The following is a 21,293-nucleotide window of genomic DNA, read 5'->3' as shown; positions in this document are numbered from 1 at the left end:
GTCCCCATCAGCCATCGCATCAAGAAATGCGCCTGGAACGACGACTATCTCATCAATGCCATCACTCATATGCGATAGCCCTGCCCGTGAGGGAGAAATGCCCGGCAGGCCAGCGGGGTCGTCTCACATCAAGCGCCCACGTCGTCTGTCGTCGCAGAAGGCGCTGGCGCTTTACGCTCGCCGACCCCCTCTGTCGCCTTCGGCGACATCTCCCCCTCGAGGAGGGAGATCAGGCTCGCTGCGCCAGCCTTGCGCTCTCCACGGCAATGCCGAGCAGGGCCTGGCGCGCCAGCGCGACCGACAGATCCGGCCTCCGGCGTGTCTGCAGGACCGCCGTCTGCAGGCGGTTGAGTGCGCGGCCGAGCGCTTCGCTGCTCCACCGTTCGAGGGCTTTCTCCACCAGCTTGCGCCGGGAGAAAAAAACCGGCGGGCGCGCCGCGGCAACGACCGAAGCAGCATTGCGGCCGCCGGCGTCCATCTGGCCGCGCATGGCCTGGATCGTCTGCAGCTGCCGCATCGCCGATGAAAGCACCAGGAACGGCTGGCCGCCGGACTGGCAATGGCGGGTAAAGGCGGTGTCGAAGTCGGCGATCCTGCCTTCGAGCAGGGCGTCGACCGCCGCATCGAAGGAGAGGCCTGAGACGTCGCCAGACGTCGCCTTGACGTCGTCAAGGCCGATTTCGGCCTGGCCATGCGCATAAAGCACAAGCTTTTCGATCTCGCCGCGCGAGGCCAGCCGGTCGCCGCCGAGATTGCGGCGCAGCGCCTGCCGGGCCTCCAGCGTCATCGACATGCCGGCCTTGCGCAGTTCGTCGTCGATGACCGTGTCGATATCCCTGGCTTCATCGGCATAGCAAGGCAATGCCATGGCATTATCCGCCGCCTCCACCACGGCGCGCAGGCCGACGCCCTTCTTCAGGTCGCCGGCCTCGATAACGATGATGGCGTCCCGCGCAGGCTCCGACGTCAGCGCCTTGACGTCGTCGGCAAGCGCCTTCTGGGCGCCGGCATTGCGCACCCATAGAAGGCGCCGCTCCGAAAACATCGGCACGGTGCGGGCCTCGTCGAGCAGGCGGCCCTCGTCGCGATCGACTTCCGATCCGTCCAGCCTGACCACCGAGAACGGGTCGTCGAGCGGCAGGCCGGTCTTGGCGGCAAAGGCCTTTGCCCGCTCGGCAACCAGCCCGCGATCGGGACCGTAAAGCAGCACGATCGAGATGCGCGGATCCGGCTTCGCGAGCCATGCATCGACTTCGTATGCTTTCTTCTGTGCCATGGGCCCTGATTAGCACGAGGCGGGCGCGGGGTGAACGGAGGGATTGGCGGGATTGTATCGAGACGCCTATGGGACAGCGCCCCCCTCTGTCCTGCCGGACAGAGGGGGGCGCGAAGGAACTCGACAGAGGAATCTTGCTAGCAGGAATCCCTTCTCATGCGCCAGATCAGGCCGGACCATTCGCCAAATTGCGCATGGCGGCGGAAGATCGACAAGAAATTTCGCGGACATATCTTCATCTTGACGAGTGCTGGCCGGCGCGGTCGTTGGCCCGAAGCCGCGCCCGACGAATTGGCACTGGTCCGGCGGTGTGCAAATATCGTGGCCGGGCAACAGTGGAGGACCGAGATCATGGCCGATGCCGGAATGTTGCGCTTCCATGTTCCGGAACCGGAAGTGCGGCCGGGCGGGACGCCGGATTTCTCCAATGTGAGCATTCCAAAAGCTGGCTCGGTGCCGCGCCCGAAGATCGACGTCGACCCGCGCGACATCCGCGATCTCGCCTTCTCGATCATCCGCGTGCTCAACCGCGCTGGCGAGGCGGTCGGGCCGTGGGCAGGGCTGCTTTCGGACGACGAGTTGCTGGAGGGGCTGCGCCATATGATGACGCTGCGCAGCTTCGATGCGCGCATGCAGATGGCGCAGCGCCAGGGCAAGACCTCTTTCTACATGCAGCATCTCGGCGAAGAGGCAGTGAGCTGCGCCTTTCGCAAGGCGCTGTCGCGGGGCGACATGAATTTTCCGACCTATCGGCAGGCCGGCCTGCTCATCGCCGACGGCTACCCGATGGTCACGATGATGAACCAGATCTATTCGAACGAGGCCGATCCGCTGAAAGGGCGGCAATTGCCGATCATGTATTCGTCGAAGGAGCACGGCTTCTTCTCGATCTCCGGCAATCTGGCGACGCAGTACATCCAGGCGGTCGGCTGGGCGATGGCCTCGGCAATCAGCAACGATTCAAAGATCGCCGCCGCCTGGATCGGCGACGGCTCGACCGCCGAGTCCGACTTCCATTCGGCGCTGGTGTTCGCCTCGACCTACAAGGCGCCGGTCGTGCTTAACGTCGTCAATAACCAGTGGGCGATTTCGACCTTCCAGGGCATCGCCCGCGGCGGCTCCGGTACTTTTGCCGCCCGTGGCCTCGGCTTCGGCATCCCGTCGCTGCGCGTCGACGGCAACGACTATCTCGCCGTCCATGCGGTGGCCAAATGGGCGGCGGAACGGGCGCGTAGCAATCTCGGGCCGACGCTGGTCGAATACGTCACCTACCGCGTCGGCGCGCATTCGAGCTCCGACGACCCGTCGGCCTACAGGCCGAAGGCCGAGTCCGACGCCTGGCCGCTCGGCGACCCGATCGTCAGGCTGAAGAACCACCTCATCCAGCGCGGCGTCTGGTCTGACGAACGCCACGCCCAGGCCGAGGCGGAAATTCTCGACACGGTGATTTCAGCGCAGCGGGAGGCCGAGCGCCACGGCACGCTGCATGCCGGCGGCAAGCCTTCGGCGCGCGATATGTTCGAGGGCGTTTATGCCGAGATGCCGCCGCATCTCAGGCGCCAGCGCCAACAGGCCGGGGTCTGACCATGCCGCGGCGGACCATGATCGAGGCGATCCGCGACGCCATGGACGTGTCGATGGCGCGCGACGAACGCGTCATCGTGTTCGGCGAGGATGTCGGCTTCTTCGGCGGCGTCTTCCGCTGCACGCAAGGCCTGCAGGCGAAATACGGCAAGAGCCGCTGCTTCGATGCGCCGATCAGCGAATCCGGGATTGTCGGCGCGGCCATCGGCATGGCGGCCTACGGGCTGAAGCCTTGCGTCGAGGTGCAGTTTGCCGACTATGTTTATCCGGCCTATGACCAGATCGTCTCGGAAGCGGCGCGGCTGCGCTACCGGTCGAACGGCGATTTCACCTGCCCGATCGTCGTGAGGATGCCGACCGGTGGCGGCATTTTCGGCGGCCAGACCCACAGCCAGAGCCCGGAGGCGCTGTTCACCCACGTCTCCGGCCTGAAAGTCGTGGTTCCGTCCAATCCGCACGACGCCAAGGGCCTGCTGATCGCAGCGATCGAGGATCCCGACCCGGTGATCTTCCTAGAGCCGAAGCGGCTGTATAACGGCCCCTTCGACGGCCATCACGAGCGGCCGGTGACGCCATGGTCGAAACATCAGCTCGGCGAAGTCGCCGATGGCCACTACACGGTGCCGCTCGGCAAGGCGGTGATCCGGCGGCCTGGTGCGGCAGTTACCGTGCTTGCCTACGGCACGATGGTGTATGTCGCCCAGGCGGCAGCCGAGGAGACCGGCATCGATGCCGAGATCATCGATCTGAGGACGCTGCTGCCGCTGGATCTCGAGACGATCGTCGCCTCGGTCAACAAGACCGGGCGCTGCGTGGTGGTGCATGAGGCGACGCTGACATCGGGGTTCGGCGCCGAACTTTCGGCGCTGGTTCAGGAGAACTGCTTCTACCATCTGGAAGCGCCGGTGGCGCGGGTCACCGGCTGGGACACGCCCTATCCGCATGCGCAGGAGTGGGACTATTTTCCCGGTCCCGCCCGGCTAGGCCGCGCGCTCATCGAAACGATGGAAGCCTGAGGGGGAAGACGATGGGCGAATATGTCATCAAGCTGCCCGATGTCGGCGAAGGCGTCGCCGAGGCCGAGCTGGTCGAATGGCAGGTCAAGGTCGGCGATCTCGTGCGCGAGGACGCCGTGCTTGCCGCGGTCATGACCGACAAGGCGACGGTCGAAATTCCTTCGCCCGTCGATGGCGAGATCCTCTGGCTTGGCGCCGAGATCGGCGACACTGTGGCGATCGGCTCGCCGATTGTCAGGCTGAGGGTGGCGGGCGAGGGGAACGTCAGGGTTGGCGCGACGCTTGCAGACGTTACGGCGGAGGGTACCCCTGACGATGCGCGGGCTCGCCCGTCCTCGGGCTTGGGGCCGTCATTACCCAATTTGGCGCCGTCATCCTCGAGCTTGTCCCGAGGATCTGCCGTCCCACACGGATATGACGCGATCAGTTCCGAGAGGTCGGTAGATCCTCGGGACAAGCCCGAGGATGACGGCGCCAGGTCCAAGGTCAACAGCGCGCCGCGTCCCGAGGGAGAAAAGCCACTGGCCTCGCCGGCCGTCCGCCTCAGGGCGAAAGAGGCCGGCATCGACCTTCGGCAGGTCCCGGGAACCGGCCCGGCCGGTCGCATCCGGCATGAGGACATCGACGCGTTCCTGGCACGCGGACCACAGCTGGCGAAGGCCCCTGGTCTCGCCCGTAACGAGGCGGTCGAGGACATCAAGATAGTCGGGCTCAGGCGAAAGATCGCCGAGAAGATGACGCTGGCCAAGTCGCGCATCCCGCACATCACCTATGTCGAGGAGATCGACGTCACCGCGCTCGAGGATTTGCGCGCCGCGCTCAACAAGGAGAAGCGGCCGGGCGCGGACAGGCCGAAGCTGACGCTGCTGCCGTTCCTGATGCGGGCGATGGTCAAGGCCATTGCCGACCAGCCGAACCTCAATGCGCTGTTCGACGACCAAGCCGGCATCGTCCACCAGCATGGCGGCGTTCATATCGGCATCGCGGCGCAGACGCCTGCGGGGCTGATGGTGCCGGTGGTCAAGCACGCCGAGGCGCGCGACATCTGGGACTGTGCAGCCGAGGTTGTCAGGCTGGCCGAGGCGGCAAAGTCCGGCACGGCGACGCGCGACGAGCTCTCGGGCTCGACCATCACCATCACGTCGCTCGGCGCCATGGGTGGCGTGGCGACGACGCCGGTGATCAATCACCCGGAAGTGGCGATCATCGGCGTCAACAAGATGATGGTGCGGCCGGTATGGGACGGCAGCCAGTTCATCCCGCGCAAGATGATGAACCTGTCCTCCAGCTTCGACCATCGCGTCGTCGACGGCTGGGACGCTGCGGTGTTCATCCAGCGCATCAAGACGCTGCTCGAGACGCCGGCGTTGATTTTTGTGGATTAGGGGATGCGATTGATCGCGAAGTATGGGGAGAATCGTCGGAAGGTGCCGGCGTTGGAATGCGGGCTCCCTCTTCTCCCCTTGTGGGAGAAGGTGGATCGGCGCGATAGCGCCGAGACGGATGAGGGGTGTTCCAGGGAATGCCAACGTCTCGCTCCGCTGGAACACCCCTCATCCGTCGCCTTCGGCGACACCTTCTCCCACAAGGGGAGAAGGGGGAGCCGTGCCGCGGCCATCCCAGAAAGGATGCAGCTGACATGAAGGAAATCTCCTGCAAGCTGCTGGTCATCGGCGCCGGTCCGGGCGGCTATGTCTGCGCTATCCGTGCCGGGCAGCTCGGCATCGATACGGTTATCGTCGAGTTCGGCAGACCGGGCGGCACCTGTCTCAATGTCGGCTGCATCCCGTCCAAGGCGCTGATTCATGCGGCCGAAGAGTTCCAGAAGCTCTCGCACATGGCCAGCGGCAAGAACCCGCTCGGCATTGCAATCGCCGCACCATCCCTTGATCTCGCCGGCACTATGGCCTGGAAAGATGGCATCGTTAGCCGGCTGAACAACGGTGTTGCCGGCCTGCTGAAGAAAGCTGGCGTGAAGACGGTGCATGGCTGGGCGACATTTCGCGACGGTAAGACCGTTGCCGTCGACACCGAGATCGGCATGCAGGTGATCCGCGCCGAAACGGTGGTGATTGCGACCGGCTCGGCGCCGGTCGAGTTGCTATCGCTGCCGTTCGGCGGCCCGGTCATTTCGTCGACCGAGGCGCTGGCGCTGAGCGAAGTGCCGGAGAGAATGGCGGTGGTCGGCGGCGGCTATATCGGGCTGGAACTCGGCATCGCCTTTGCCAAGCTGGGGGCCAAGGTGACCGTGGTCGAGGCGTTGCCGCGCGTGCTGGCGCAATATGATGCGGAACTGACCAGGCCGGTGGTGAAGCGGCTGGCCGAGCTCGGCATCGAGGTGCTCGTGAACGCCAAGGCCAAGGGGCTGTCCACCAAGCGCGACGCGCTGCTGGTCGAGACGAATGGCGGCAAGAACGGCAAGATCGCTGCCGACAAGGTCCTGGTCACGGTCGGTCGCAAGCCGGTGACCGAAGGCTGGGGGTTGGAGCAGATCGACCTCGACATGGCTGGACCCTTCATCCGCATCGACGACCAGTGCCGCAGCTCGATGCGCGGTATCTTTGCCATTGGCGACGTCACCGGCGAGCCGATGCTGGCGCACCGGGCGATGGCGCAAGGCGAAATGGTCGCCGACATCGTCGCCGGCCACAGGCGCAGCTGGGACAGACGAGCGATACCGGCTGTCTGCTTCACCGACCCGGAGCTGGTCACCGCGGGCCTGTCGCCGGAAGAGGCCAAGACGCGTGGCGAGATCAAGGTCGGACTGTTTCCCTTCACCGCCAATGGCCGGGCAATGACGAGGTTGGGCGAGGACGGATTCGTTCGGGTCGTTGCCCGCGCCGACAACCATCTGGTGCTGGGCATCCAGGCGGTCGGCCAGGGCGTGTCGGAGCTGTCCACTGCGTTTGGGCTGGCGCTGGAGATGGGCGCGACGCTGGAGGATATCGCCGGGACGATCCATGCCCATCCAACACAGGGCGAGGGTTTTCAGGAAGCGGCGCTGAAGGCGCTGGGGCGGGCGGTGCATGTTTGAGGGCTCGCGCTCTCCCCCCTTGAGGGGGAGATGGCCGGCAGGCCAGAGGGGGTCGGTTCGACTGGATGCGACCGCCCTTGCGACAGATGGAGGTTGGCGCTCTTCGCGAGGCGACCCCCTCTGTCGCCTTCGGCGACGTCTCCCCCTCGAGGGGGGAGATTACGCAGCTCACCCCGCAAGCCGGCTAACCATCTCGTGCTGCGCATAGGCGCGGCCGAAGCGGTTGGCCAGAAAAGCGTCGAGCGCGATGTCCTCCTGCTTGATGAAACCTCTTGCCGGCAAGGTGCCGTCGGCGAGCATGTCGAGCACGGCGCAGATCGCCGATGCGGTGGTGATCTGGATGGCGCTGCGCACCTTTTCGCCGTCGCGCCTGGCGTAGATCTTGTTGGCATAGGTCTCCTGCAGCAGACGGCCGTTCTTGCGGCCGCTGACGGTGACGAAGACGATAACCACGTCCTGTAGCGTTGCCGGCAGGGCGCTTTCAAAAATGTCCTTCAGCACGTCGCGGCGGTGGCGCAGGCCGAGGTCGTTGAGCAGCGCCTTCATGATCGCGGCATGGCCGGGATAACGGATGGTGCGGTAATTCAGCGTGCGCACCCTGCCTTTCAGCGTTTCGGCCAGCGTGCCCAGCCCGCCCGAGGTGTTGAACGCCTCATAGGTGACGCCGTCGAGCGAGAACTCCTCGCGCTCCTCGAGTGGCGGCACCTCGATCAGCTCGCCTTCGACGATCGCCTCGCAAGGCTCGCAATATTCGTTGATGACGCCGTCGGTGCTCCAGGTCAGATTGTAGTTCAGCGCGTTCGACGGGTACTGCGGCAGCGCGCCAACCCGCATGCGCACGCTCTCCAGCGTGTCGAAGCGGCTGGCGAGGTCGTTGGCAACGATCGAGATGAAGCCGGGCGCCAGGCCGCATTGCGGAATGAAGGCGCTGTTGCCGGAGCGCGCCAGTTCCTTGACGCGCCTGGTGCTGACGACGTCCTCGGTCAGATCGAGATAGTGCACGCCGGCACTGGCCGCCGCCTCCGCGATACGCGTGGTCAGATGGAAGGGCGCGGCGCTGAGCACCGCGAACTTGCCGGCCAAGGCCGCTTCGAGGGTGCCGGCGGCTTCGATGTCGAGTTCCAGCGTCTCGACCGTTTCAGGCAGTTCGGCCGCGCCGAGCTGCGTCGCCGAGCGGTCGACGAGCGTGACATGGTAGTTGCCCGTGGAAGCCAGCATCTCGGCAATGGTCGAGCCGATCTTGCCGGCGCCGACGACGATGATTTCCTTCATGACCGGTCCTCGCACCAACATTGGATTGATGGCTAGAATCGCAGCTTGCCTGTCGAAAGGAAGCGTGAGACTGTACGAAACGCAGTCTCTCTTTGTGCAATGTGCCGGCAAGGTTCGTCGAAATGCTCAGCGATGCCGACCAGGCTCTGCTTTCCCTGCTGCGCATCAATGCACGCGCCTCGACCGCCGAACTGGCGCGACGGCTGGGCGTGTCGCGGACCACGGTGCAGAGCCGGATCGAGCGGCTGGAACAGCGCGGCATCATCACCGGCTACGGTGTCAGGCTTTCGCCCGACTACGAACAGGGGCTGGTCAGGGCGCATGTCCTGCTTACCGTCACCCCCAAGCTCGCCGACAAGGTGGTGCGCAGCCTGCAGGCGCTGGCACCGGTTCGAACCCTGCACTCGGTCAGCGGCAATTTCGACATGATCGTTGTCGTCGAAGCGCCGTCGATCAGGGATCTCGACACGCTCCTCGACCAGATCGGCGCCATGGACGGGGTCGAGCGAACGTCGTCGTCGATCATCCTGTCGACGCGGATCGACCGCTGAGCCGGCTGGCGTCGCGGGTCCAGATGCTGGCGCGAAGGATCACCAAGGGCGGTGATCGTTCTGGCGTTACCGCAGCAAAGCGATATAGGCTTTCAAAATGTGGATCGATGGCCAAAATGTGGATCTATGGCGTGCAGCCGCGCCCAATCTCTCGCAGCATCGCGCGTTCACCCAAAGAACCTAGACAGGAGGCCTCCTTGCCCAAGCAGTGTTTCGGAAAATCCCATGTGCCGTTGTCGCCGGCGGTCAGGGCCGGCGATTTCGTCTATGTCTCAGGCCAGGTGCCGGTCGGCAGCGACGGGCTGGTGGTCAAGGGCGGCATCGCCGAGCAGACCGAACAGGTGCTGTCGAACGTCAAGGCGGCACTGGCGCTGGCCGGCTGCACGCTCGACGACGTGGTCAAGACGACGGTCTGGCTCGAGGACGCGCGCGATTTCGGCATCTTCAATACCGTCTATGCCCGGCATTTCCCGAAAGATCCGCCGGCACGCACGACGGTGGAGTCACGGCTTATGATCGACATCAAGATCGAGGTCGAAGCCGTCGCCTACAGGCCGGCCTGACGGAAAAGCGGAGACAGGCGCAATGCAATTCGATCTCCTGATAAAGGGCGGCCGCCTCATCGATCCGGCGTCGGGCCTCGACGCACAACGCGATCTGGCGATTATCGACGGCCGTATCGCCGCCATCGACGCCGAAATCCCCTTCGAACGTGCAGCCCGCGTCATCGACGCCACGGGCTCGATCGTCGCGCCCGGCCTGATCGACCTGCACAGCCATGTCTATTGGGGCGGCACGTCGCTCGGCGTCGATGCCGACCGGCTCGCCGCAAAGAGCGGCACCACCACCTTCGTCGATGCCGGAAGCGCCGGCGCCGGCAATTTCCTCGGCTTTCGCCGTCATGTCATCGAGCGCTCGAAGATCCGTATCCTGGCATACGTCAACATTTCCTTTGCCGGCATTTTCGGCTTCTCGCAGACCGTCGCGGTCGGCGAATGCAGCGACCTCAGGCTCTGCGAACCGCGCGAAACGGTGGCGGCGGCGCATGAGCACGCAGACGTGATCGTCGGCGTCAAGGTCCGCTCGGGACGCCACGCCGGCGGCAGCAGCGGCATCGCGCCGGTCGATCTCGGGCTGGAAGCCGCCGACAAGGCCGGCCTGCCGCTGATGGCGCATATAGACGAGCCGCCGCCGGGTCGCTCGGAAGTGCTGCCGCGGCTGCGCACAGGCGATATCCTCACCCACTGCTTCCGGCCGTTTCCCAACGCACCGGTCTTCGCTTCGGGCGCGGTGCGGCCGGACATGCGGCTGGCGCGCGAGCGCGGCGTCATCTTCGATATCGGCCACGGCATGGGCTCGTTCGATTTCGAGGTGGCCAAGGCGATGCTGAGCGAGGGACTGGCGCCGGACGTGATCAGCAGCGACGTGCATCTCTATTGCGTCGACGGGCCGGCCTTCGACATCCTGGTGTGCATGTCGAAGCTGCTGGTTCTCGGCATGCCGCTGGTCGAGGTGCTGCGCGCCGCGACACAGCGGCCGGCCGAAGCGATCGCCAGGCCCGATTTGGGCAGGCTTGCGGTTGGTGCGGTCGGCGACATCGCGGTGCTGCGGCTGCGTCCGGGCCGCTTCACCTTTGTCGATTCGGTCGGCGCCTCGCTGGTCGCCGAGCAAAGGCTGGTCTCGGACGGCATCGTGGTCGGCGGCACGTGGTGGCCGAACGAGGCGCTGGACGATCTCGGCGAAACCGAGCGCTTCGAAGCGCATGCGCACGACACGCATGTCGAGGTTGCCGCCCGGCATTTCGGGCGTGGGTGATCTCCCCCTCAAGGGGGGAGATCACAGCTTCACCGCGGCGTCCCATAAACCGGCGTCGCAATGCCTTCCATCCTCGCCTTGATCTGCAGCGCCACGAACTTCGAATAAAAGCGCGACAGCGCCAGATTGCCGCCGTGGAACCACAGCGCTTCCTGCGCGGTCGGCTTCCACATGTTGCGCAATTCGCCTTGCCATGGACCCGGGTCGCCTTTCACGCCCGAGCCAATCCCCCAGCACGGCCCGACCTTGTCGGCGACTTCACGGGAGACGATCGCCGCCACCGTTTCGTTCATCGAGAGATAGCCGGTGCAGGCGATGATTGCGTCTGCCGCCAGTTCGGTGCCGTCGTCGAAGAGGATGCCTGTCGGCGTCAGCGACTTGATCCCGACGCCGCTGCGGATGCCGATCTCGCCGTCGATGATCAGATCGCAGGCGCCGACGTCGATGTAGAAGCCCGAGCCGGTGCGGTAGGCCTTCATCAAAAGTCCGGTCTCGTCGTCGCCAAAATCGATGGCGAAGCCGGCGCCGCGCAAGCGGTCGTAGAAGGCCGCGTCGCGCGCCTTGATGATGTCGTAAAGCGCCCGCTGGCCTTGCGGCAGCAGCGCGAACGGCGTCGAGGCGACGATCATGTCGGCCTTCTCAGTGGTGATGCCGCGAGCCAGCGCCTTTTCCGAAAAGATCTCGAAACCGATCTCCATCAGCGTGTCCGACTTGACCACCGTCGTCGGCGAGCGCTGGACCATCGTCACCTCGGCGCCGCTCTCCCATAGATCGACGCTGACGTCATGGCCGGAACTTGCGGCGCCGATGACGGCGACCTTTTTGCCGCGGAATTTCTCGCCGCTGGAATATTGGCTGGAGTGCAGGATCTCGCCCTGGAAGGCCTCGGCGCCCGGCAGGTCGATCTGCCTAGGCGGGCCATAAGCACCGGTCGCAAAGACGATGTGCCTCGGCTTTAACGTGATGCGCTGGCCGGCGCGGTCGACCTCGACCGTCCAGACCTTTTCGGTGTCGTCGTAGGACGCGCTGATGCATCTTGTGGAGGTCCAGTAGTTGAGCTCCATGACGCGCGTGTACATTTCCAGCCAGTCGCCCATCTTGTCCTTGGCCGTGAACACCGGCCAGTTCTCGGGAAACGGGATGTAGGGCAGATGGTCGTACCAGACCGGGTCGTGCAGCACGAGCGAGCGATAGCGATTGCGCCAGGAATCGCCGGCCTGCGCATTCTTCTCGATGATAATGGCCGGCACGCCGAGTTGCCGGAGCCGTGCGCCCAGCATGATGCCGCCCTGGCCGCCACCGATGACCAGGCAATAAGGCTGCTGGCCGGCGCCGAGTTCACGCGTCTCGCGCGCCCTCGCCTCCAGCCAGGTCTCGCGCTCCGGATCGGCCTTGTGGCGGACGCCCAGAGGCCGCGCCGGGCCCTTGCGCTCCTCAAACCCCTTGAGATCGCTCATCGCCGTAAACAGTGTCCGGCATTTGCCGTCCCTGAGGCGTATGATGCCTTGGCCCCACGCTGATGACGTCTCGAAAGAGAACCAGGCTTCGATAACGCCTTCGTCCGAAGTCGCTTCGCTGCTGAGCTGCCACCGAGCAGGCCTTGTCATTGCCAGCGTGGCTTCCAGCATGTCGCGGATAGCCGCGCGGCCTTCCATGGTCTTGATGTTCCAGGTGAAGGTCAGCAGGTCGCGCCAGTAACAGTCCTCGACGAACAGGTTGATTGCGGCCGCGACGTCGCCCGCCTCGAGCGCTCGCGCAAAAGAACCGAGCCAGGTGGCCGCCTGTTTCGACGGTGATATGTCGAGCATCTGTCTTCCCTATCTCCTGCGACTTCGGCGCTGCCCTTTAACCTTATCCTCTCTCCCGAAGAGCGGGGAGAGGGTAGGTGAGGGGCAGCGCAAACAGTCCGGAAATTAGGGGCGCAGCGCAAGACCCCGCTATCAGGCGCGCGCGCGGGCCTGATCCGAACCGCTATCCAGCCATGCAAGATCGTCCGGCGAAAGTGAGATGTCGAGCGCCTGGAGGCTGTCTTCCAACTCGTCGAGCGTGCGCGGCCCCATCAGCGGGACGGACGGAAAGGGCTGCGCCAGGACATAGGCGAGCGCGACGTGGATCGGGCTTTTGCCCAGCCGTTTGGCGAGCTCGATGGCGCGGTCGCGGCGGCCGAAGTTCCTCTCCGAGTACCAGACCCGGACCAGTTCCTCATTGTCGCGCCTGTCGCGGCCGGCGCGGTCGGTGAAGAAGCCGCGGCCCTGGCTCGACCAGGCGAAGTTCGGCATTTGCCGGGCGGTGAGCCAGGCCTTCCATGCGTCACTGGAGGACGTGACGCAGCCCGCCCAGATCGGCTCCAGCATCTCGGCCAGCGAGAAATTGTTGGAAAGCGCGCCGGGCTTCTGCTTGCCGGTGCGCTCGGCATAGGCAATCGCCTCGTCCATGCGTTCCATCGTCCAGTTCGAGCCGCCGAACGGACCGCGAATGCGGCCGGCCTTGACCTCGCGATCCATCGCATCGACGAACTCGTCGACCGGCACGTCCGGGTTGTCGCGATGCATGAAATAGACGTCGATATGGTCGGTCTGCAGCCGCTCGAGCGACTGGGTGAGCTGCTTGCCGATGACGTCGGGATAGCAGAGCGGCGAGTGCGCACCCTTGCCGATGACCACCGATTGCTCGCGCACGCCGCGGTTCTTCAGCCACTGGCCGAGCAGCGTCTCGGTATAGCCGGAACCGTAGACGAAGGCGGTGTCGAACAGATTGCCGCCCGCCTCAAAATAGGCGTCGAGCAGGATGGCGCCCGACGAAAAGGTGCGGAAATCCTCGAAGCCGAGCGCCAGGCACGAGGCCGGCCGCGGCAGGCCCGGAATGCCGCGCTTGGGGATGGCGGTCCCGCCGGAGCGCAGCTTCCGCCCGGAGATCGTGTTGACGCGCTTTGCCGGTTTCTCGATGTCATATTCGAGCCCGATGGCGGCCCGCCATCTATCGAGCACGCGCAGATTGCCGAGACTGTCGGCCCAGCTCATGCCCGGCCAGGCGAACTCCTGCTTCCCGCCGAGAATGGCCTCGCCGGCGGCGTCCACCTCGAATGCGTAAAGCCAGCCGTCCTCCTTGACCTCGACCACCTCGGTGTCACCCGGACGGATGATGCGGATTTCGCCGGTGCCGCCTTGCTGGCCGCCGGCATACCAGAAATCCGCCACCTCGATACGGCCCTTGCTGCCGAGAATACGCAATACGTTGTCCTGCGCGAGCGAAATGCTGCAGGAGACTTCCGCGACGATGCCGCCCGGAAAATGCAACAGCGCCGACGCCCATTCGTCGACGCCGGATTGGCCGAGATGCGCAGCGCCGACCACTTTGTCCGGCTCGGCAAAGGGCTTTCCCGCCGCGGCGCCGGCAATCAGCCGCGCCATCGAGACGGGATAGCCGCCGACATCGAGAATGCCGCCGCCGGCGAGATCCTTGGCGTAAAGCCGGTGCTCCGGCATGAAGCCCGGCATGGCGAAGCCGAAACTGGATTTGATCATCTTGATGTCGCCGATCGCGCCGGCCCTGATCAGCTCGACCAGCCTGGCCGTCTGCGGATGCAGCCGGTACATGAAGGCTTCACCGAGAAAGGTGCCGGCCTTGCGCGCGGCATGGATCATAGCGTCGGCCTCGAAGGCGGTCAGGCCAAGCGGCTTTTCGCAAAGCACATGCTTTCCGGCCTCAGCCGCCTTGATCGCCCATTCGGCATGGCTTGGATGCGGCGTTGAAATATAAATCGCGTCGACATCCGGATCGCCAAGCAAAGCCTCGTAGCCATCAAGGATGCGGGCGCCGGGGAAAGCCTCAGTGAGCCCGGCCTTGCCGGGATTGCGCGCCCCTAAGGCGACCAATGTGCCGGTGCGCGAATGGGCAACGCCGCCCGCAAAGGCCTTGGCGATGTTGCCGGGCCCGAGAATGCCCCAGCGAATTTTTTCTGGCTTGGACGTCATGTCAACTCTCCGTGGGGTGGCCGCGACCAATCGCGATCGGACAAAAGAAAAGATGGGTTAGCGAATGCGTGCGCCGGTGGCGTCGAAGAGAAGCGAGCGGTCGGCCTTGATCGACACCACCAGGTCGTCGCCGTTCGCGCGATGCCGCGAGGCCTCGCGCTCGATGATCAGTTCCTCGCGCCCGCCCCCGGTCCCGGAATTGGCATAGACATAGCTCACCGATCCCAAGTGCTCGGCGACGTCGGCCTTGAGGGTAAGGTCGCAATCGCCCTGGCCGGCGTCGAAGAAATGCTCCGGCCGCACGCCAAGCACGACATCGCCGCCTATCGCAGGCAGAGCATCCGAAAGCGGCTTGCGCAGTCGCGCGCCGCGATGATTGACCAGTTCGACGACCGCAGCACCGTTGTCGGCCCCGACCATTTTCGCCGCCAGAAAGTTCATTTTCGGGGAGCCGACGAAGCCGGCAACGAAGCGGTTGGCGGGGTCGTCGTAGAGATCGAGCGGCGCGCCGATCTGCTCGATATTGCCGGCGTTGAGCACGACGATCCTGTCGGCCAGCGTCATCGCCTCGGTCTGGTCGTGCGTCACATAGACCATGGTAACGCCAAGCTCCTTGTGAAGGCGCGATATCTCGACGCGCATCTGCACCCTGAGCTCGGCGTCGAGATTGCTGAGCGGTTCGTCGAACAGGAACACTTGCGGCTCGCGCACGATGGCGCGACCGATGGCGACGCGCTGGCGCTGGCCGCCCGACAATTGCCGCGGCCGCCGCTTCATCAGCTCGGCGATACGCAGAATTTCGGAAGCCCGCTTCACCCGCCGCTCGGTATCTGCCTTGGGGTTGCCGGTCATTCTTAGGCCGAAGCTCAGATTCTGCTCGACCGTCATGTGCGGATAGAGCGCGTAGGACTGGAACACCATGGCGATGCCGCGATCGGCTGCCTCGACGTCGTTCACCACCTTGCCGCCAATGGCGATCTCGCCGTCGCTGATGTCCTCGAGCCCGGCGATCATCCGGAGCAGCGTGGACTTGCCGCAGCCGGAAGGGCCGACGAAGACGACGAATTCGCCGTCATCGATATCGATATTGGCGCCGTGGACGATTTCGAAGACGCCGAAGCGCTTGATGACGTTTTTGAGTGTGACTGCCGCCATGCTGATCCTTACTTGATGGCGCCGGCGGCGATGCCGGCGACGAAATGGCGCTGCAGAAGCACGAACACGACGAGCATTGGCGCCGTCAGCATCACCGCGCCCGCCATGATGCCGCCCCAGGACACCTTGGTGAGACCGATCAGCGTGCCGAGGGCCACCGGTGCGGTCATAGCGCCCGGCTTGGAATTGATCAGCAGCGGCCACAGATAGTTGTTCCAGGAAGCAAGGAAGAGAATGATGGCGAGCGCCGCCAACATCGGCCGCGCCAGAGGCAATGCGACGAACAGGAATATCCGCCATTCCTTGACGCCCTCGACCTTGGCGGCGTCGAACAGCTCGTGCGGCATCATCGAAAAACTCTGCCGCATGAACAGCACGCCCAGCGAGTTGAACAGCGGCGGCACGATCAGCGCCACCCAGGTGTTGGCGAGCTTGAAGTCGCGCGCCACCATGATGAATTGCGGGATCAGCACGACCGCATAGGGCAGCGTGATGGTGCCGAAGATGATGGCGACGACCATGCCCTTGCCGAAGAAGTTGTAACGCGCCAGCGCCCAGCCGGCCATCGAGGTGAGCATCACCGACAGGAAGGTATAGGTGACCGCCACTGAGACGGAGATGCCGATGGCGCCGATGAAATTGGTGCCGCGCTGCAGATTGCTGACATTGTCGAGAAAATTGCCGTGCGGCAAAAGCTCGATGTCGGGGCTGAAGATGCCATTGTCGGGCATCGTGGAAAAGACCACCATCATCCACAGCGGAAACAGCCAGACCAGCGCCAGCGGCGTCAGGAACAGATGCAGCGCGATGCTGCGGCCCAATCTGGCCTGGGAACGGCTGACCCGGGAATGGCTGATTGGGGAGCGCGAGGTCATTTCGGTTCCCTCGTCAGCCATATCTGCACCAGCGAAATGGCAATCGCCAGCCCGGCCATGGTGTAGGCGACGGCCGAGGCGTAGCCGAAATTGAGCGACCGGAAGCCCTGGCGGTAAAGCAGCAGCCCGAGCGTTTCGGTGCCGCCGCCCGGCCCGCCGCGCTCGGTGATCAGGAAGGGCTCGGTGAACAGCTGCATGGTCCCGATGATCGACAGCACGGCGCAGAACACGATGATCGGCTTGAGCAGCGGCAGCGTGATGTAAAAGAACTGTTTGACCTTGCTGACCCGGTCCAAGGTTGCCGCCTCGTAGACATCCTCGGGGATGGACTGCAGGCCGGCGAGCAGGATGATGGCGTTGTAGCCGGCCCAGCGCCAGGTCACCGCCATCATGATCACCGCCATCGCCGGGGTGACGTTGGTAAACCAGTCGACACTGGGCAGGCCAATGCTGTTCAGCAATTTGTTGATGATGCCGTAGTCGAGATTGAACATCAGCCGGAAAACCGCCGAATAGGCGACTTCGCCGACCACGACCGGCGCGAAGAAGGCAAAGCGGAACAGGCCACGCGCCTTGAGCAGCGGCGAATTCAAAAGCACCGCCATCACTATCGCCAGGGAAATCATCACCGGCACCTGGATGACGAGGATCAGCAATGTGTTCTTCAAGGCATTGAAGAAGGCGGGGTCGCCGATCAGCCGGCCCCAGTTGAAGGTCGGCGCGAACCGCCACGGCACGGTGCGCGTCGCCTGGAACGAGATCAGGAAGGAATCGATGATCGGCCACAGCCAGAAGATCGAGAAGATCAGCAGATAGGGCGCGAGAAAGCGATAAGCCGTGGCGTTCTGGTAGCGCATCGTTTTCCTCCTTTCTGCTTTCAAGTTCTTGCCTTCTCCCCTTGTGGAGAAGGTGGATCGGCGCATAGCGCCGAGACGGTTGAGGGGTGATGGCCGGAGTGCCGCCGGCGCCAAGCTGGAGCACCCCTCATCTGCCGCCTTCGGCGATACCTTCTCCCACAAGGGGAGAAGGGGAGCCGTGCGCTCGGAGCCGCCTCGTCTAGATCACGACTTGACCGGTAGGCCGGTCGCCGCGGCGATCTGGCTTGCGGCATCGTCGAGCGCTGCCTTGGCGTCGGGATAGCCGCCGGCCAGATATTTGGTCTGCACCGCGCGGATGATGATTTCGGCGTCGCTCTGGAACGGAGTGCCGCGGCTGGGGACGACCTTGGGCAAGGTGCCGAGGATGTCCTTCCACACGGCTTGGCCACCCCAATAGGGCAGGCCTTCGGAGACGTAAGGGTCGTTGAGCGCCGAGATCAGAGACGGCACCAGGCCGAAGCCTTTCAGCATGGTGATCTGGCCCTCATTCGTCCCTAGCGTGTATTTCAGATAGGCGTAGGCGGCTTCCTTGTTCTTCGACACCGAAGTGATGGCGAGCGAGGAGCCGCCGAGATTGGCGGCGCGCGGACCGTCGGCGGTCAGGCTCGGCATCAGATAGACGCCCCATTTGCCTGCGCCATCGGGCGACTCGGTGCGTATGGTGCCTTCATACCAGCCGCCATACATCTGGCTGGCGACCTTGCCGGCGGTGTTGTTGGTGATCTTGGTGCTCCAGTCGGCAGAGGAAATGATGCCGGCGTCCTTCATCTCCTTGATCTTGGTCATGGCATCGACGCATTTGGGCTGATTGACGGTGATCGATTGACCATCGGCGGAGAAATAGGCGCAGCCCTGCTCGTTGGAGATCATGCGGAAGAATTCGGAATCGCCGTTGAAATCGGCGTTGGTCATCGTCACGCCAGGATTGGCGGCCTGGATCTTCTTGGCGGCGGCAATGAAATCGTCCCAGGTCTTGATCGAAGACGGGTCGACGCCGGCCTTCTCATAGAAGTCGCGGCGGTAGAACATCGCTACTGGACCGGAATCCCAGGGCATCGCATAGGCCTTGTCGTCCACCTCGAGCTCGGTGCGCTTGAAGTCGGGGAATTTTGCCTGGTCTTCCGCGGTGTAGCCGAGCGTATGCAGGTCGACGAAGCAATCCGGGAACTGGCTCCAGTAGTTTTCCGCCTCGCCGTTCTCGATCGTCACGATGTCCGGCAGCCCCTCGCCGCCGGCGGCACAGCCGGCGATCGACTTGTCGTAGGTCGGCTGGTTGCCGAGGTCCTCGACCGTGACCTTGATGTCGGGATACTGCTTGTTGAAGCCCGCTATGGTGGCCTTCAGCGACGAAGCGGCGATGTTCCAGCTCCAGATCGTGATTTCACCGGACTGCGCAAAGGCTGGGCTGGAGCCCAGGGCAAGCGCGAGCGCGGCGCAGGTCAATTTTAAGCGCATTGAAATCCTCCCATTTCAGTTGCTCTCTGTTTGCGAGCGTGGCTAGACTAGGCTTCGGGAAAGCCTTGTCCGCGACAAAGGGAATAAGAAATGAGCGGAAAGTAAGATGCCGGAAAGGCCGTTTTACCAGCCTGGCGCCAGCAGCGTGGAGGGCCTGCCGCTGCTGCTGCAAATGTTCCACACCCAGCCCCTGGTGATGCTCAAGCCGCATTGGCATGCCCAGGTCGAGGTGAATTTCATCGTGCGTGGCGCCGTGCATTACCGCATGGACGGGCACGGGCTTTCGCTTTCTGCGGGCGACATGTGCCTGTTCTGGGGCGGCCTGCCGCACCAGATGGACGAAGCCTCCGACGATACCATCTACGCCGGCGCGCATCTGCCGCTGGTTCATTTCTTCCGGCTGCATTTGCCCGTCGACGTCCGCAACAGGCTGATGACCGGCGCGACGCTGGTGACCGACGCCACAGACCGGTCGGACGACCACAATTTCGAGCGCTGGAACCGCTATGCCCGCTCCGGCGACCCGGTCAAGGCGGAGCATGCCGTCAACGAGCTTTTGCTGCGGCTTGAGCGGGTGCGGTTCGAACCCTACCGGCTGGTGCCGGAAACGCCGGTCGAACAGGAGCTAGGCAGCCCGTTCGATCAGCAATCGCTGCGCAATGTCGGGCGCATGTGCGACTTCATTGCGGAGAATTTCCTCTACGAGATCGATTGCGTCGACATCGCCGCGGCGGCCGACATCCATCCCAAATACGCCATGAGCATCTTCAAGAAATCGACCGGCATGACGCTCAATGAATATGTGAATTTGCTGCGCCTCAGCTACGCGCAGGCGCTGCTGATGCATCAGGACACCAATGTGCTGCGCGTCGCCATGGAATCGGGCTTCGGCTCGCTCAGCGCGTTCAACAAGTCGTTCCGCAAGCTTGCCGGCATGTCGCCGTCGGATTTCCGCAGGGGCGTGGCCGGCGCCAGATAACGGCTGGATTCAGCCGATAACCCCCAGACGTCTCGGCAGGCGGTTCATCGGCAGCGGCCCGTTGGCCGTGATCAGGAACTGGTCCTCGAGATTGAAACTGGCGAGACCGTCGATGTAGAGCGGGATCTCGAATGCCAGCACCATGCCGGGTTCGATCGCGACATCGCAGTCGGCCGAAATGAACGGCCATTGCTCGGAAAACACGGAATGGCCGACGCCGTGGCCGAAATGGCCGCGGCGATAGGAACGCAGGCCCTGGCGCGCCAGGCTGTCGCTGGCGGCGCGATACACAGTGGCCAACGGCTTTCCGGGCATAAGCGCGGCAAGCCCGTCGGCGAAGGCGCGTTCGGCTATCGCATGCAATTCGGCCTGTTCGGGCGACGGCGGCCCGAAGGTGAAATTCCGCGACATATCCGAGGCATAGCCGTTCACGCTGCACACCATGTCGGCCTTCAGCGGATCGCCGGCGGCGGCGACCGCGTCGGCGCCTTTTGGGCGAGCGCCCAGCGTGACGTATTCCGCCGTCGAGATTTGCTGCGACGACCCGGCGGCTACATCCGCGACGCCTTGCCGGTAAAGCGCGACCAGCTCAGACTGACGCATGCCGGCCGCTGCATGCTGCTGCAGCCGCGACAGGCCGGCCTCCGACAGGACGATGCCCTGCTGCAACAGGTCGATCTCGCTCTGCGACTTGATCGCCCGCAGCCGGTCGAGGATCGGCGAACCGTTGACCAGGGCAGTGCCCGGCAACATCGCCTGCATCGCGGAAAAATCGCTGGCCGAGACGAAATCCAGCTCGATGCCGAGCGTCGCACGCTCCAGCCCGAATTCTGCGAGGATCGTCTTCAGCTCGCGGACGGAGCGGGCAAGCTCGAAGGTCGCCGGACGTGAAAAACCGGGGGCGCGGCCAACCAGGCCGGCCTCGATGCGCTGCGCAACAGGCCGGTCGGCCGTCGCCGGCTCGAGCGACGCCGATTCGATCCAGGTCGGATGCGTGCGTACCATGGCGCCGGCCATCGGCGCCGGGAGCTGGGCAGCCTGGAAATCCGCCACCACGACGCCGATCGGCAGGTCGCCTCGCTTGGGAATAACGACGAAACCGGCGCCGGCCCGCCGGAACAGGCCGGCCGGGCCGATCCAGGCACCGGTGGCATATTGGAACGCCTCGGGCTCGCAAAGCACCAGCGCCTCGATGCCGGCGCGCTGCATCAGGTCAGTCGCGCGCTCGCGGTCGACAAAGCCGGTCATGGGATCTCCTCATATGCAGTCGAAACCGACGCCGATGCGGCGGCGTTTGGCCTTAGCCTAGTTTCAGTGCCGTGGAGCAGCTTTTTTCTGGAAGCGCTGTTCACCTTGAGAGTTCGTCGTCGGGAAACGAAAAAGCCGCGGCGAACCGCGGCTTTTCAACACAACAAGCGGCTGCTTCGAA

17 protein-coding genes are annotated in these 21,293 nt (G+C 64.3%); 8 read left to right on the top strand and 9 right to left on the bottom strand.

Annotation, left to right across the window (positions count from 1 at the left end):
* Positions 1–229 precede the first annotated feature (229 nt).
* The gene (gene holA, locus NKJ72_RS24300; RefSeq protein WP_352479733.1) at positions 230–1,276 is read right to left on the bottom strand and encodes a DNA polymerase III subunit delta; all 1,047 of its coding nucleotides are present in this window, start codon (positions 1,274–1,276) and stop codon (positions 230–232) included.
* A 351-nt stretch (positions 1,277–1,627) separates the two neighbouring features.
* On the opposite strand from holA, the gene NKJ72_RS24295 reads away from it, so the two are divergent.
* From NKJ72_RS24295 to lpdA, 4 genes are all read left to right on the top strand, one after another.
* A complete protein-coding gene (locus tag NKJ72_RS24295; protein ID WP_254817940.1) occupies positions 1,628–2,860 on the top strand; it encodes a 3-methyl-2-oxobutanoate dehydrogenase (2-methylpropanoyl-transferring) subunit alpha in 1,233 nt (410 codons plus the stop codon).
* A gap of 2 nt (positions 2,861–2,862) precedes the next feature.
* A complete protein-coding gene (locus NKJ72_RS24290; protein ID WP_352479732.1) occupies positions 2,863–3,876 on the top strand; it encodes an alpha-ketoacid dehydrogenase subunit beta in 1,014 nt (337 codons plus the stop codon).
* An 11-nt stretch (positions 3,877–3,887) separates the two neighbouring features.
* Positions 3,888–5,261 (top strand): dihydrolipoamide acetyltransferase family protein, encoded by a 1,374-nt coding sequence (locus NKJ72_RS24285; protein WP_352479731.1) that lies wholly within the window; start codon positions 3,888–3,890, stop codon positions 5,259–5,261.
* Positions 5,262–5,515: 254 nt separating this feature from the next.
* Entirely contained in the window at positions 5,516–6,910 is a 1,395-nt protein-coding gene (gene lpdA, locus NKJ72_RS24280) for a dihydrolipoyl dehydrogenase (RefSeq protein WP_352479730.1), read from the top strand.
* A 168-nt stretch (positions 6,911–7,078) separates the two neighbouring features.
* Here the strand turns inward: lpdA and NKJ72_RS24275 are convergent, their stop codons facing one another.
* A complete protein-coding gene (locus tag NKJ72_RS24275; protein ID WP_352479729.1) occupies positions 7,079–8,182 on the bottom strand; it encodes a saccharopine dehydrogenase family protein in 1,104 nt (367 codons plus the stop codon).
* A 122-nt stretch (positions 8,183–8,304) separates the two neighbouring features.
* Here NKJ72_RS24275 and NKJ72_RS24270 point away from each other — a divergent pair, with 122 nt between their 5' ends.
* From NKJ72_RS24270 to NKJ72_RS24260, 3 genes are all read left to right on the top strand, one after another.
* Positions 8,305–8,733, top strand: coding sequence for an Lrp/AsnC family transcriptional regulator (locus NKJ72_RS24270; protein ID WP_254817936.1), 429 nt, complete (start codon positions 8,305–8,307; stop codon positions 8,731–8,733).
* Positions 8,734–8,930: 197 nt separating this feature from the next.
* Positions 8,931–9,296 (top strand): RidA family protein, encoded by a 366-nt coding sequence (locus NKJ72_RS24265; protein WP_254817935.1) that lies wholly within the window; start codon positions 8,931–8,933, stop codon positions 9,294–9,296.
* Positions 9,297–9,318: 22 nt separating this feature from the next.
* The gene (locus NKJ72_RS24260; RefSeq protein ID WP_352479728.1) at positions 9,319–10,548 is read left to right on the top strand and encodes an amidohydrolase/deacetylase family metallohydrolase; all 1,230 of its coding nucleotides are present in this window, start codon (positions 9,319–9,321) and stop codon (positions 10,546–10,548) included.
* Positions 10,549–10,577: 29 nt separating this feature from the next.
* Here the strand turns inward: NKJ72_RS24260 and NKJ72_RS24255 are convergent, their stop codons facing one another.
* The 6 genes from NKJ72_RS24255 to NKJ72_RS24230 form a co-directional block, all read right to left on the bottom strand.
* Positions 10,578–12,356 carry an NAD(P)-binding domain-containing protein gene (locus NKJ72_RS24255; protein ID WP_352479727.1) on the bottom strand — a complete coding sequence of 593 codons (1,779 nt, stop codon included), beginning with the start codon at positions 12,354–12,356 and terminating at the stop codon, positions 10,578–10,580.
* A 132-nt stretch (positions 12,357–12,488) separates the two neighbouring features.
* Complete coding sequence (locus NKJ72_RS24250) at positions 12,489–14,522, bottom strand: aldo/keto reductase (RefSeq protein WP_352479726.1); 2,034 nt, start codon at positions 14,520–14,522, stop codon at positions 12,489–12,491.
* Between the two features lie 57 nt (positions 14,523–14,579).
* Positions 14,580–15,677: an ABC transporter ATP-binding protein gene (locus tag NKJ72_RS24245; protein ID WP_352479725.1), complete on the bottom strand. Its 1,098-nt coding sequence runs from the start codon at positions 15,675–15,677 to the stop codon at positions 14,580–14,582.
* An 8-nt stretch (positions 15,678–15,685) separates the two neighbouring features.
* Positions 15,686–16,552 carry a carbohydrate ABC transporter permease gene (locus tag NKJ72_RS24240; RefSeq protein WP_023720571.1) on the bottom strand — a complete coding sequence of 289 codons (867 nt, stop codon included), beginning with the start codon at positions 16,550–16,552 and terminating at the stop codon, positions 15,686–15,688.
* A complete protein-coding gene (locus NKJ72_RS24235) occupies positions 16,549–17,409 on the bottom strand; it encodes a carbohydrate ABC transporter permease (RefSeq protein WP_254817930.1) in 861 nt (286 codons plus the stop codon). The genes NKJ72_RS24240 and NKJ72_RS24235 overlap by 4 nt, the downstream gene beginning before the upstream one ends.
* A gap of 204 nt (positions 17,410–17,613) precedes the next feature.
* Positions 17,614–18,885: an extracellular solute-binding protein gene (locus NKJ72_RS24230; RefSeq protein ID WP_254817929.1), complete on the bottom strand. Its 1,272-nt coding sequence runs from the start codon at positions 18,883–18,885 to the stop codon at positions 17,614–17,616.
* A 106-nt stretch (positions 18,886–18,991) separates the two neighbouring features.
* On the opposite strand from NKJ72_RS24230, the gene NKJ72_RS24225 reads away from it, so the two are divergent.
* A complete protein-coding gene (locus NKJ72_RS24225) occupies positions 18,992–19,864 on the top strand; it encodes a helix-turn-helix domain-containing protein (RefSeq protein ID WP_352479724.1) in 873 nt (290 codons plus the stop codon).
* A 9-nt stretch (positions 19,865–19,873) separates the two neighbouring features.
* Here the strand turns inward: NKJ72_RS24225 and NKJ72_RS24220 are convergent, their stop codons facing one another.
* The gene (locus tag NKJ72_RS24220) at positions 19,874–21,112 is read right to left on the bottom strand and encodes a M24 family metallopeptidase (protein ID WP_352479723.1); all 1,239 of its coding nucleotides are present in this window, start codon (positions 21,110–21,112) and stop codon (positions 19,874–19,876) included.
* Positions 21,113–21,293: the final 181 nt, after the last annotated feature.

This window comes from Mesorhizobium sp. M0045, assembly GCF_040323385.1.
Taxonomy (GTDB): Bacteria; Pseudomonadota; Alphaproteobacteria; order Rhizobiales; family Rhizobiaceae; genus Mesorhizobium.
Note: the sequence above shows the minus strand (reverse complement) of the source record. Positions and strands in the feature narration are given on the sequence as shown.

Coding starts and splice junctions, on each gene's coding strand:
- holA (WP_352479733.1), bottom strand. CDS start 1,276: ATGGCACAGAAGAAAGCATACGAAGTCGATGCATGGCTCGCGAAGCCG.
- NKJ72_RS24295 (WP_254817940.1), top strand. CDS start 1,628: ATGGCCGATGCCGGAATGTTGCGCTTCCATGTTCCGGAACCGGAAGTG.
- NKJ72_RS24290 (WP_352479732.1), top strand. CDS start 2,863: ATGCCGCGGCGGACCATGATCGAGGCGATCCGCGACGCCATGGACGTG.
- NKJ72_RS24285 (WP_352479731.1), top strand. CDS start 3,888: ATGGGCGAATATGTCATCAAGCTGCCCGATGTCGGCGAAGGCGTCGCC.
- lpdA (WP_352479730.1), top strand. CDS start 5,516: ATGAAGGAAATCTCCTGCAAGCTGCTGGTCATCGGCGCCGGTCCGGGC.
- NKJ72_RS24275 (WP_352479729.1), bottom strand. CDS start 8,182: ATGAAGGAAATCATCGTCGTCGGCGCCGGCAAGATCGGCTCGACCATT.
- NKJ72_RS24270 (WP_254817936.1), top strand. CDS start 8,305: ATGCTCAGCGATGCCGACCAGGCTCTGCTTTCCCTGCTGCGCATCAAT.
- NKJ72_RS24260 (WP_352479728.1), top strand. CDS start 9,319: ATGCAATTCGATCTCCTGATAAAGGGCGGCCGCCTCATCGATCCGGCG.
- NKJ72_RS24255 (WP_352479727.1), bottom strand. CDS start 12,356: ATGCTCGACATATCACCGTCGAAACAGGCGGCCACCTGGCTCGGTTCT.
- NKJ72_RS24250 (WP_352479726.1), bottom strand. CDS start 14,522: ATGACGTCCAAGCCAGAAAAAATTCGCTGGGGCATTCTCGGGCCCGGC.
- NKJ72_RS24245 (WP_352479725.1), bottom strand. CDS start 15,677: ATGGCGGCAGTCACACTCAAAAACGTCATCAAGCGCTTCGGCGTCTTC.
- NKJ72_RS24240 (WP_023720571.1), bottom strand. CDS start 16,552: ATGACCTCGCGCTCCCCAATCAGCCATTCCCGGGTCAGCCGTTCCCAG.
- NKJ72_RS24235 (WP_254817930.1), bottom strand. CDS start 17,409: ATGCGCTACCAGAACGCCACGGCTTATCGCTTTCTCGCGCCCTATCTG.
- NKJ72_RS24230 (WP_254817929.1), bottom strand. CDS start 18,885: ATGCGCTTAAAATTGACCTGCGCCGCGCTCGCGCTTGCCCTGGGCTCC.
- NKJ72_RS24225 (WP_352479724.1), top strand. CDS start 18,992: ATGCCGGAAAGGCCGTTTTACCAGCCTGGCGCCAGCAGCGTGGAGGGC.
- NKJ72_RS24220 (WP_352479723.1), bottom strand. CDS start 21,112: ATGACCGGCTTTGTCGACCGCGAGCGCGCGACTGACCTGATGCAGCGC.